Genomic DNA, 12,413 nt, shown 5'->3' on the forward strand with positions numbered 1-12,413 from the left:
CAAAAGTTTATTCAATGTTTGAAGTTTATATTTGATAAATTCTCAATTCTATAAAAAAACAATATATTTGCAGTCAAACCATAGGCACACTAATGAATAGCAAAAATAGTACCATCAGTCTTGAAACTTATTTTCAGGATTTCAGAAAGCATATTGTTGGCATAGATCAGGAATTTAATTCACCATTTGGCAAAAAACAAATTATTTATACCGACTGGACTGCCAGCGGAAGGCTCTACAGACCAATTGAAGAGAAACTTTTAAATCAATTTGGACCCTTTGTGGCTAATACTCATACTGAGACCACTGTGTCAGGTACTGCCATGACAAAAGCGTATCATCATGCCAGAAACATTATTAAACGTCATACTAATGCTAACAATGATGATGTTTTAATTACAGATGGTACCGGAATGACGGGTGTTGTAAATAAATTTCAGCGTATTCTTGGTTTGAAAATTCCAGAGAATCTAAAATCCTGCACTATAGTTCCTGCTGAAAAAAAACCAATTGTATTTATTTCGCATATGGAGCATCATTCTAATCAGACTTCCTGGTTGGAAACTATTGCCGATGTTGAAATTATTCCGTCTTGCGAGAAAGGTCTTTTTTGTCTGGATAATCTGGAGATACTATTAGAGAAATATAAAGACAGAACAATAAAAATTGCTTCTATAACATCTTGTTCGAATGTTACAGGAATAAAAACTCCTTTTCACGAAGCAGCAAAATTAATGCATCAGTACAATGGGGTTTGTTTTGTAGATTTTGCATGCTCTGGCCCTTATGTAGAAATTGATATGCATCCTGCAGATCCAGAGGCATATCTGGATGCAATTTTCTTTTCGCCTCATAAATTTCTTGGTGGGCCTGGAACATCAGGAGTTTTGATTTTTAACAAAAGGCTATACAACAACATGATTCCGGATTGTCCCGGAGGAGGAACGGTTAGCTGGACAAATCCATGGGGAGAACATAAATATATTGACAATATAGAGGATCGTGAAGATGGAGGGACTCCAGGATTTCTTCAGGTGATTAAAACCGCTTTGGCTGTTGAGTTAAAAGAAGAAATGGGAATCGAAAACATCTTACAGCGTGAACATGAGATCGTTGATTTTGTTTTTAACGAACTAGAGCCTGTTGAAAATATTAAAATTTTAGCCGGGCAACATAAAAACAGATTGGGTGTAGTTTCCTTTTTTATCGAGAACTTGCATTTCAACTTAGGGGTAAAATTACTGAACGACCGTTTTGGAATTCAGACTCGTGGTGGCTGCAGCTGTGCAGGAACTTATGGGCATTTTTTACTGCATGTTGATCAGGAAACTTCTAATAAACTGGTTAACGAAATCACGATTGGTGATTTGATTAAAAAACCAGGATGGATTAGAATGTCTATTCACCCTACAACGACAGATGAAGAAATTGCTTATGTATGTAAAAGCATCAAAGATTTGGCTAAAAATCACGAATCATGGGCTTTAGATTATTCTTATAATAAAAATACAAATGAGTTTATTCATAAAAATGCAACTTCATTTGAGGATGAATTGGTAGAAAGCTGGTTTAAATCTTAAGATTCTAAAATAAATAGTAAGCCCGACAGGTTTTTAAAACCTGTCGGGTTTGTTATATAAAATCGTTTGTTGTTTCTTATGAAAAAATATACTTATAGTTTAGCCCCGATAGGAGTGTAAATCCTTTTGTACTGGTTTTCAGTGCAAAAGATTGTAACGGATAGCGGGACGTCTTGTCTTGAAAAAACAGAAATTTCTGCTTCAAAAAAATCACATAATCAATCGTACGCCACCAAGATCTGAAACGCGATACGAAAACTTATTTCCGGGAGAACCAATAAACATAAAGTTCTTAGGGATATTCCATTTTTGTGAAAGTTCATCAATGATTTCCGGACCAAAAACTCCTTCTATTTCAAGATATTCGATTGAAAGATCATCGTAAGCACGATCTAAAACTTCTAAATCCCGTCGTATTGCCTCACTATTTATAAAGTCATTGGTAACATGAACAATTTTTAGTTTTTTGGTTGTTTCATTGCCCTCTACATATTGTAAGACCTTATTAAGAATAGCAATATCATCACCTTTGGTAAAAAATACGAATTCTTGTGAATTGATTTTTACGCTTAAATTCTGGAGATATCTGTTGCTTACAATAACCATTCGGCGGAGTGGTTGGTAGAAATATTCTAAAGCATCGATTAGAAGTTTTATGAGCATAACACGATTAAGCATGATTCCGACAAAAATAAGAGAAGGAACCATGTATTGCAGAAAAGTGTAAAATGAAGCGATATTTAGTTTCATGTTTCCGATGAAAGCTGCAATTATAAAAAGAACCGCAATTACAACACTAATTCCTCTGGCGCGCTCGGGTCTTGGTAATTTTCGGCGTTTGAATTTAAGCAGCAAATTACCAAGACCAAATAGTGCCATTACAGCCAGAAATGAAAAAGTATAAACTCCGGCTAAGGATTCTAAATGTCCGTTTGTTGCAAAAAGTACCGAAATACACAGAATTAAAAAACTGATTACAATTCTGTAATGCGAACCTCTTTTGTTTTGTTTTAAAAAGTAATTAGGAAGAATACGATCTAATGTCATTCGGTTTAATAATCCGGAAACACCAACAAATGAGGTCAAAACAGCTCCACAAAGCACCAATACTGCATCGATCGAAATGAGCCATGCGAGCCAAGAACCTCCGGTAGTTTCTCCTAAAAAGGCCAAAAGTGATTCTTTATTCTCACCAACTTGTGTGAGCGGAATGATACTTATTAGCAAAATAGCTATTACGGGATTGAAAAAACTAACAAGCGCCCACATGTTTCGCAAAGTTTTTGGAAAAACACCCGGTTCTTGTTCCTCAACAAAATTGGCCGAGCTTTCAAATCCTGAAATTCCAAGCATTGCAGCAGAAAATCCTAAAAACAAAGCAGTTTTTATATTTCCATGCACAATAGGGGTTTCCCAATTGAGATGAAAAGTATCTAAACCATTATTTAGAATAAACCATAAGGATGCTAAAACCAAAAGGCTTAAAGTCGCAATATGAGTCACAAATATTATTACTGCCACAAAAGCAGATTCTCCAATTCCTAAAATTGCCAGAAATGTAAACAGAATCAAAACTAAAACGGTTGCAATAGTAACATTTAGTCCTTCGAAAATTCCGTGCAGATAATGCATTCCTTCTGATGCTGAAATAACAGCTGTTGCCATATAAGACAAAACGGTTAATGTTGCTGCCAATGATGCCAAACGCTTGGTAGAAGTATTTAGTAACACATTGTAAGCACCTCCATTTAAAGGGATTGCACCAACGACTTCACCATAAATTTTTCTGAATAAAAATAAAACAACTGCAACTATTAGAAGAGAAATCCAGGCGTATTGCCCGGCATACAAAATAGTAAGTGCTGATACATATAAACAGGACGAACTAATATCGTTTCCACAGATTGCTGTTGCTTGTAATTGATTTAATTTTTTGTGTACAAGTTCTTTCATTGTTATTCAGATTTATAACACTAGTATTAGATAATTAGCAAGGGCAAAACAATTAATCTGCCGCACGCAAATGACAGAATAGATCTAACTTATCTATTTGGCTTCTGCAAATTTATGGAGTGACAACAATGCCTGCTGCTGAATTTTTTTCTGAAAAAAACCTGTCCAGCCCAATAAATAACCGGTTGCTCCAAAGGCTTGTTTGGACCATTTCCAAACATCAAAGTTGTCTGTATGCTTAATGATCAATCCATCCTGAAAAATAAACTCAGCTCTGATTTTATTAATTACTTTTCTATTGGTTTTAGAAAAATTGTAAGTTGCGATCCATTGTGCAGATCCTGAAAACTCATCTGCTTTAACATCTGAAAATTCAATTTTTAGATTTCCTTTACTTTTTAAAAGAAGCATTTCCCACATCTTAGATACCTGATCTTCTTTTAATAAACCAAAAGCCGGGTCAATAAAATGGACTTTTGGATGGTAGCATTCGCTCATTGTTTTGGCATCAGCATTTGCAAAAGCGGTATAAAATTTGGCGATTAAAGTTTCGTTTGCGTTCATTAAAAATATATTTAACCATAAATATAAGACTTATTAAGTTAAAATATTTCTTTATAGTACACTAATTTCTTTCGCTGTATCAAAACTTTTCTTCGATTTATCGTATGCTGTTGAAAAATAAGACATTTTGTTTACTGCAGTAAAATATCCCGTTTGATTACCAAATGCACTGGAATTCCCTGCAATAATAAACCTAATGGCATATATATCGGTCTTTTTCAGTTTATTCATCTCTGCCGGAGTAAAGTAATAGTAAGCAGTAGTTTTGCCGTCTGCAGATTCTTTTACATTTTTATCGACACAAGGAATTACGTCGCCGTTTGCTAAGTCTACATATACACCACCTGCAATTTTGGCTTTGTCATCTGATGTTGCAATAGTTAATTTTAAAACACCACCCTTATCTGTTTTGGCAATCTGAATATTTGCTTCTCCTGTCAAAACATATTTTTCGCAAATAAAAGTATAATTCTGCGTTGCGTGTAAAGGCTGAGAGCCTTTGATAATCATAGTTTCCTGCGCATTTGCAAACGTAGAAATTAAAAGTAAGATAAGCAGCGGTAATTTTAAATTCATAGAGCAGACTTTATTATTCGTTTATTTTTGAATCAAATTTTTCATCCCAATCCATTGATTTTATGGCTGAAATCAAGTTGTTTTCGTCTACAAAAATGCGCAATTCTTTATTCGCGACCTTTTTACTATATAAAGCATGGTAACGATAAATTACTTCTTGTTTGGTTTTGTAAACTCCATCTAATTTCAGATCAATAAAACTTCCGTAATACTGTCTAAAACGCTGACAGGTTTTAGTTAATCTTTCTTCTGTTGTATTTTCCATCACTGACTTTGTTACTTCTGTTTCATTAAATGGTTTAAACTTAGAAGTATTGCAGGTTTCCAATACACGTTTACCTAATTCATAAGCTTTTTTTTGCTGATTTGAATTAACATCAGCAGCATTTACTTTCTTAATTTTTAAATCATCAGTATCTCTGCTTACCGTTTTAGATTTACATCCAATTAAGAGTAACAAACATATAATCAATCCTGCTTTCTTCATAACTATTTATGTTATTTTTAATAATAAGTTTGGGTCAGGGCAGTTTTCAATGTAAAAATTAAGATCATTGGTGTTACATACTCCTGGATAATCCCCAATATAATCCTCAATATTTTGTATAATCTGAAAATGTACGTGTGGTGCATAATCGCCATTTACAGCTGCGTGACCCATAGTAGCGATTTGCTCTCCTTTTTTAAAGAATTTACCAACTACTAAATCTTCAATACTTTCTAACGATAAATGTCCGTATAAAGTATAAAATCGTTCATTTTCAATTTCATGTTCCAGAATAATTGTAGGCCCGTAATCGCCTAATCCAATATTGTTTTTAAAACTATGTACTTTCCCGTCAAGTGGCGCCAGAATAGCTGTACCAGCTTTTGTCCATAAATCGAGACCAATATGAATATTGCGTTCCGGAACTGAGTTGTTTCTAAAAATGGTACTCCTTTTGTATAAAGTACGTCCTTCAATATATCCGCCAAAAGCGACTTCGGCATTGTTCTTTTTTAGATAATCTGTAATAAATTGTTCAAATTCTGTTGCATTTTCAGGATTTCTTTTAACCAATTCCTGATTGGTGATTGACAAATCTAATGGAATGTATTTAGAAAAATCAATACTTGAATCGATAACTTTAGTAGGTGGTAAGGCGTTTAAAATAGAGGCAAGGGTTTTCATAAAAGGTTAAATTTAGACTACTTTTTCAATTATTATTAATTCGTTATGAACCTCAATGCGGGGCAGCATTTTTGAGGCAAACAATTTAGGGTTTATTTCTGAAACGTACTTACGATTTCTTATATTGTGTGCTTCGTCTAAAATCATAGTATTAAAAAGAACAAAACCTTTATTGTTTAAAAGCGAGCAAATATGCCCACTGAAGAAACTTTCAAACAAAAAATTCGGCATTTTAATATCCTCAAAAATATCAATTATAATTAAATCGTATTTGTGTTTGGTTTTCAAAACAAATTCAAATGCATCATCTATAACAACTTCCAATTGCTGAATTTTATTTAGATCAAAATACTTATTGGCAATTTCAATCATATCAGGATCAATTTCGACTCCGGTAATTTTGCCTTTATAAGCAATTTCATCAACAAGCGTTTTTATAACACTTCCGCCTGCCACGCCCAAAAGTAATATATGATCCATATCGATGATTTTATTATAACCGATGTTTCGAAGTCCGTACCTTAATATACGTTGGAGACTTCCGTAAGAGTAATTTGTATTTTCAGAATCCAAAACCAGTTCTCCATTTGCCCAGGTAACTTCAATAACTTTACTTCTTGCTGATTTTTTTTTGAATATTTTTACCGGAATAAAATAACTGAAGAGTTTTTGGATCATTTTGTAGTGGTTTTACTCAAAAATACCATTTTAAATCTTTTATTTTGCATCAAATATCAAATTTTAATGAAGAAACAAGTATACAAATTCATCTTTTTTAAGCTAATGGGCTGGAAGATAGTGGGATTGGAAAATGCTGAAGTAAAGAAGTGTGTATTGATGGTAATGCCGCATACGAGTAATCATGATTTTTATCTTGGTATTTTTACCCGTGGCATTTCTGGTCTGGAAATGAATTGGGTTGGTAAGAAAGAATTATTCAGGTTTCCTCTTAATTATTACTTTAAAAATGTAGGAGGTGAACCTCTGGATCGCTCAGGCGGATTGAATAAAGTAGATTCAATTGCAGCTATTTTTGACCGAAAAGAAGTTTTCCGTTTAGCAGTTGCTGCAGAAGGAACACGCAAAGGAGTTAAAGAATTAAAAACCGGGTTTTATTATATTGCACTAAAAGCAAATGTGCCTATTGTTCCTGTAGCTTTTGATTGGGGAAAGAAAGAAGTAAATTTAGGAAAGCCATTTTTTCCAACAGGAAATTATGAAGCAGATTTAGAAGTGATAAAACAACATTATAAAGGTGTATTAGGGAAAATCCCCGAAAATGGTTTGCAGTTCTAAAATTTCAATCCTTTTTCGCATTTCGTGAGAATCGCTTAAACGAAAAATATTTTTAAAATTTTTCAAATACGCCAAAATTTAAAATCATGGTGTATACACTTTAAAAGTTCCATCTTTATAGAAAAAAATGATTTTTTCTATTTCTCCTTCTTCGGGGTTTAAGTTGGAACTTTTATTCTGTTCTATTTTTTTTATCGGAAGTTTTTCAGGTTCTTCATTTATTTGAGAGAACAAATCAGGTCCTGCAAAATTCTCATTAAAAGAAGTAGAGGAGGATAAATTTTTAGTATCAGAAGAAGAAGCTTCTGGATTAAAAATTAAACTTTCATTTTCCGGTTTCGGAAAACTTCCTTTTCCATTTAAGATCCAGTACAAATCTACTTCTGGAAAAACGTCCAGAATTTTCATTACAAAGTCCAGACTTGGTTTGTTTCTACCAGAGAGCAGGTGAGACATGCTAGATCTTTGCACGCCTATTTTATCGGCAAAAGACGAGGCATTTAGACCGTAGTAATCCAGAATATTTTCAAGACGTTTTACAAAATCATCGATGTTTACCATTGTAAATTGCAATTCAAATTTATTATGTTTACAAATGTAACTAAAATGAATTTAATTAGCAATTTTGCATCGTTAAAACATTTAATTAGTAGTAATTAACAGAAAGTTATAGTTTAGATATCGATAACTAATATATTGAAATAATGAGTCTTATGAATTACTAATTAAATAATTAACTTTTGTTAACTGACATTGTATCAAACACGATGTAATAGTTGATTTTTGTGTTTACATTTCTGAATTTACTGTTATTTTCATTGTTTACAATTGTAAAAATAAAGATGTTTACTTTTGTAAACTAATCGAAACATAATGAATTTAGAAGAATTATTTACCCAATACAAAGAAGATTCCATCGCTGGTCGTTATCTGACTCTAGATCATATTCGACCTATATTAGACAGATTAAACACCAACAATCAGGTTCAGATTATTGGTAAGTCAGTTTTAGGAGAACCAATATATAGTTACGAAATTGGTACAGGAAAGACACGTATTTATTTATGGTCACAAATGCACGGTAACGAAAGTACAACCACAAAAGCGCTTTTTGATTTTATAAATGTCTTAAATGGCAAATCTGAAATTGCAGCAAAAATGCTTTCTACATTTACCTTTTTATGCATTCCAATATTAAATCCTGACGGAGCAAGACTCTATACACGTGAGAATGCAAATAAAGTTGATTTAAACAGAGATTCCCAAAATCTGACACAACCGGAAAGTAATGTATTAAGAACCGTTTTTGAGAAATTCAAACCAGATTATTGTTTCAATCTACATGACCAACGAACTATTTTTGGTGCAGGTGAGACCGGAAAACCAGCAACTTTATCATTTTTAGCTCCTTCTTATAATGAAGAACGTGAGATAAACGAAAACAGATTAAAAGCCATAAATCTTATTGCTGGTATTAATGATGAATTACAAAAACACATTCCGGGTCAGATTGGACGTTTTGATGATTCATTCAATATCAATTGCATAGGTGATACTTTTCAGTTTTTAGGAGTTCCGACTATATTATTTGAAGCAGGGCATTATGAAGGCGATTACGAGCGCGAAATCACCCGAAAGTTCTTATTTTTCTCACTTTTCACAAGCTTCAAACTTCTTTCCGCAAACGATTTAGTTGATAATAGAATTCAAGATTATTTGAATATTTCACAAAATAAAGTCGTTTTTTATGATTTTATGTATAAAAATGTCAAAATAAATTATGATGGTATCGAAATTATTACGAATTTTGTCGCACAATACAAAGAAGAATTGATTGAAAATAAGATTCATTTTAACGCTTACATAGTTGAAGTGGGCGAGTTAGAAAATTATTTTGGACATTATGAATATGACGCTAAAGATGCTCTATATTCTGATGATTACGATAATTTGCCAAAAGTGAATCAAAAAGCAGATTTTTATTTAAATAAAAATGTTAAATTTGTTAACGGATTGATAAAAAGTTAATTTTTATGTGAATTTGTTGTTTTTTATATATATTTTTATACTTTGTAATAGCAATTAGTAATATTAATTAAAGAATTATGAGTAAATTTCGTTTAGATGAAGTAGATCACCAGATTTTAGATATGTTAATAGACAATACGAGAGTTCCGTTTACTGACATTGCAAAAAAACTATTGATATCTGCTGGAACAGTACATGTTAGAGTAAAAAAAATGGAGGATGCCGGAATTATCATGGGATCTTCACTAGCCTTAGATTATGATAAATTAGGGTATTCATTTATTGCTTATGTAGGTGTATTCCTTAACAATACGTCGCAAACAAAATTTGTTTTAGAGAGAATCAATCAAATTCCTTTCGTTACAGTTGCTTCTGTAACAACAGGAAAGTTCAATATTTTTTGTAAAATCAGAGCAAAAGATACTAAACATGCAAAAGAAGTTATCTTTATGATCGATGACATCGAAGGTGTTTACAGAACAGAAACTATGATTTCATTAGAAGAAAGTATAAACGATAAGAAGCGTTTGATGCATACTATTTTTAAAAATATGTAATATTTTCTTGAATGCTATATTATAAAATATAACCTCAAGTTTATTCTTGGGGTTTTTTTATGACCAATTAACCAACCAACTACAACACAATTATGTACACGTTACCAAAAATTGAACGTTTCAATCAGGACGTTCTCTCTAAATACCACATTTACAATAGTGTATTTATAACATTACCATTTGATTCTATTGATAATACCGGAGTTTTACTTCCGCTATTTACAGAAACTTGCGAAACAGGTTTTAAAAAGCAAGAAACACCAAAGGAAATATTTGACTTTTTCTCCAATAAATTCCTGAATAATGCCTCTGAAAAAGAAAAAATCGATTTAATGTTTCGATTTATTCAATATATAGAGCGTCAGATCGTTTTGTTTGATGCAATCGAAGATGCTGCCTTTCCTGAAGTCAACAATATGGAAGGACGAGGGTCTTTGCGTGATATTAAAGAAAAATCAGATGCAAAGGAAAAAGATGATGAATTGAGTGAGTTTTTAGAAAACTTCAATGTTAGAACTGTTTTAACTGCGCATCCAACACAGTTTTATCCAGGTCCGGTTTTAGGAATTATAAATGATTTGACCGAAGCTATTCGTCAGAATAATTTATTACAGATTAAGCAATTGCTGGCACAATTAGGAAAAACACCTTTCATTCAAAATGAAAAGCCAAATCCTTATGACGAAGCAGTAAGTTTGATCTGGTATCTTGAAAATGTATTTTATGCAACATCCGGAGAAATAGTACATTATCTTCAAAAAAATATTGGTAACGGAAGCGCCATCCAAAATCAATTAATCAAACTTGGTTTCTGGCCAGGAGGAGATCGTGATGGAAATCCATTTGTTACTACCGAAATAACACTTAAAGTAGCAGAACGTTTGCGTACTTCAATTTTAAAATGTTATTATGTCGAAATGAGAAGTTTAAAACGTAAGCTAACTTTCGCAGGTGTTGATACTTTGGTAGCTGAACTTGAACATAAACTTTATCGTTCTGTTTTTTATTCTAAAGGTGAAATCTATATTACTTTAGAAGAATTATTATCTCAGTTAAACAAGATAAGAACCATAATTATAGAAAAGCACCAATCATTATATTTGGATGAATTGGAAGCTCTTTTAGTAAAAATCAACTTATTTGGATTTCATTTTGCAACTTTAGATATTCGCCAGAATAGTAAAATTCATAATGCTGTATTCAAAGATGTAGTAGATTATTATTTGAATTCCGGTTCAACCGTTTTTCCTCAGAATTACTACGATTTAAGTCAAAATGAAAAAATTGATGTTTTATCAAAAGTAAAAGGAAAATTAAATCCTGATAATTTCGAAAACGAAATTACAAGATCTACTTTAGAATCTGTTCAGGCCATTAAAACTATCCAGGAAAACAATGGTGAAGAAGGAGCTAATCGTTATATTATCAGTAATAACGAAAGTGCCCTAAATGTAATGGAAACTTTTGCTATGATTCGTCTGAATGATTGGGAAGATCCATCTGTAGATATTATTCCGCTTTTTGAATCGGTTGACGATTTGCAAAATGCTCACGAAATTATGGAACAATTGTATACAAATCCAGAATATTCTAGGCATTTACAGGCTAGAGGAAATAAACAAACTATTATGTTAGGTTTTTCTGATGGTACAAAAGATGGTGGATATTTAATGGCCAACTGGAGTATTTATCAGGCAAAAATTTGTCTGACTGAAATCTCAAGAAAGTACGGAATAAAAGCAATTTTCTTTGACGGACGTGGAGGACCACCAGCACGTGGAGGAGGAAAAACGCATAAATTTTATGCTTCTTTAGGTCCTAAAATAGAAAATAATGAAATTCAGATTACTGTTCAGGGGCAAACAATTAGTTCAAATTTTGGAACTTTAGATTCTTGCCGATACAATATCGAGAACTTATTAAGTGCAGGTATTACTAATCAGGTTTTTGGAAAAGAGAAAAACGAACTTTCTGCAGATGAAACTCAAATTCTAAACCAATTAGCTGATCTGGGTTATGAAAAATATTTAAGTTTTAAAAATCACCCAAAGTTTATTCCATACCTGGAAAAAATGAGTACGCTTAAATATTACTCTAAAACAAATATCGGAAGCCGTCCTTCTAAAAGAAGTAAATCAGAATCTCTTGATTTTGCCGACTTAAGAGCGATTCCGTTTGTAGGATCATGGAGCCAGTTGAAACAAAATGTACCAGGATTTTTTGGAGTGGGTTCAGCTTTAAAATATTTTGAAGAAAGCGGACAATGGGATAAAGTAAGTGATTTATACCACAATTCATTATTCTTTAAAACGTTGCTGGAAAACAGTATGATGTCATTGGCAAAATCATTTTTACCATTAACGGCATACATGAAAAATGATCCTGAATTTGGTGAATTCTGGCAAATTATTTACGATGAGTTTTCAGAAACAAAACGTCTTTTACTTAAAATTGCGGATCATAAAACCCTAATGGAAAATTATCCTGATGGTATAGCATCTATACAGATAAGAGAGCGTATCGTATTGCCATTGTTGACCATACAGCAATATGCTTTGTTAAGAATTAACGAATTAAACAAAGACAATTCCGGAAATGAAGACTTGATTAAAGTTTACGAAAAAATCGTAACCCGATCTCTTTTTGGAAACACAAACGCCAGTAGAAACTCAGCTTAAAAAATAAAAT

The 12,413-nt window shown here is 32.5% G+C and carries 12 protein-coding genes; 5 read left to right on the plus strand and 7 right to left on the minus strand.

What is annotated here, in order from left to right; all coding sequences use genetic code 11:
• The first annotated feature begins 92 nt into the window (after nucleotides 1-92).
• Nucleotides 93-1,580 carry an aminotransferase class V-fold PLP-dependent enzyme gene (locus tag OLM51_RS12495; RefSeq protein ID WP_264550941.1) on the plus strand — a complete coding sequence of 496 codons (1,488 nt, stop codon included), beginning with the start codon at nucleotides 93-95 and terminating at the stop codon, nucleotides 1,578-1,580.
• Between the two features lie 210 nt (nucleotides 1,581-1,790).
• Here OLM51_RS12495 and OLM51_RS12500 read toward each other — a convergent pair whose 3' ends face one another.
• The 6 genes from OLM51_RS12500 to OLM51_RS12525 form a co-directional block, all read right to left on the minus strand.
• Nucleotides 1,791-3,533 (minus strand): APC family permease, encoded by a 1,743-nt coding sequence (locus OLM51_RS12500; protein ID WP_264550942.1) that lies wholly within the window; start codon nucleotides 3,531-3,533, stop codon nucleotides 1,791-1,793.
• A gap of 93 nt (nucleotides 3,534-3,626) precedes the next feature.
• Complete coding sequence (locus OLM51_RS12505; RefSeq protein ID WP_264550943.1) at nucleotides 3,627-4,097, minus strand: nuclear transport factor 2 family protein; 471 nt, start codon at nucleotides 4,095-4,097, stop codon at nucleotides 3,627-3,629.
• Between the two features lie 51 nt (nucleotides 4,098-4,148).
• Nucleotides 4,149-4,673, minus strand: coding sequence for a hypothetical protein (locus OLM51_RS12510; protein WP_264550944.1), 525 nt, complete (start codon nucleotides 4,671-4,673; stop codon nucleotides 4,149-4,151).
• Nucleotides 4,674-4,686: 13 nt separating this feature from the next.
• Nucleotides 4,687-5,160: a hypothetical protein gene (locus OLM51_RS12515; RefSeq protein WP_264550945.1), complete on the minus strand. Its 474-nt coding sequence runs from the start codon at nucleotides 5,158-5,160 to the stop codon at nucleotides 4,687-4,689.
• A 6-nt stretch (nucleotides 5,161-5,166) separates the two neighbouring features.
• A complete protein-coding gene (locus OLM51_RS12520; protein WP_264550946.1) occupies nucleotides 5,167-5,844 on the minus strand; it encodes a peptidoglycan DD-metalloendopeptidase family protein in 678 nt (225 codons plus the stop codon).
• Nucleotides 5,845-5,856: 12 nt separating this feature from the next.
• Nucleotides 5,857-6,522: a spermidine synthase gene (locus OLM51_RS12525; RefSeq protein WP_264550947.1), complete on the minus strand. Its 666-nt coding sequence runs from the start codon at nucleotides 6,520-6,522 to the stop codon at nucleotides 5,857-5,859.
• Nucleotides 6,523-6,588: 66 nt separating this feature from the next.
• Between OLM51_RS12525 and OLM51_RS12530 the strand changes: the two genes are divergently transcribed.
• A complete protein-coding gene (locus tag OLM51_RS12530; protein WP_264550948.1) occupies nucleotides 6,589-7,140 on the plus strand; it encodes a 1-acyl-sn-glycerol-3-phosphate acyltransferase in 552 nt (183 codons plus the stop codon).
• Nucleotides 7,141-7,224: 84 nt separating this feature from the next.
• On the opposite strand, the gene OLM51_RS12535 is transcribed toward OLM51_RS12530, so the two are convergent.
• Entirely contained in the window at nucleotides 7,225-7,701 is a 477-nt protein-coding gene (locus OLM51_RS12535) for a helix-turn-helix domain-containing protein (RefSeq protein ID WP_264550949.1), read from the minus strand.
• A 312-nt stretch (nucleotides 7,702-8,013) separates the two neighbouring features.
• Here OLM51_RS12535 and OLM51_RS12540 point away from each other — a divergent pair, with 312 nt between their 5' ends.
• From OLM51_RS12540 to OLM51_RS12550, 3 genes are all read left to right on the plus strand, one after another.
• Entirely contained in the window at nucleotides 8,014-9,168 is a 1,155-nt protein-coding gene (locus OLM51_RS12540) for a M14 metallopeptidase family protein (protein WP_264550950.1), read from the plus strand.
• Between the two features lie 77 nt (nucleotides 9,169-9,245).
• Complete coding sequence (locus OLM51_RS12545; RefSeq protein WP_007805990.1) at nucleotides 9,246-9,725, plus strand: Lrp/AsnC family transcriptional regulator; 480 nt, start codon at nucleotides 9,246-9,248, stop codon at nucleotides 9,723-9,725.
• 92 nt (nucleotides 9,726-9,817) lie between these two features.
• On the plus strand, nucleotides 9,818-12,403 hold the full coding sequence (locus tag OLM51_RS12550; RefSeq protein WP_264550951.1) for a phosphoenolpyruvate carboxylase: 2,586 nt from the start codon (nucleotides 9,818-9,820) through the stop codon (nucleotides 12,401-12,403).
• The last annotated feature ends 10 nt before the right edge of the window (nucleotides 12,404-12,413 follow it).

Origin of the sequence: Flavobacterium sp. N2038 (genome assembly GCF_025947185.1) — a bacterium.
Classification (GTDB): Bacteria; Bacteroidota; Bacteroidia; order Flavobacteriales; family Flavobacteriaceae; genus Flavobacterium.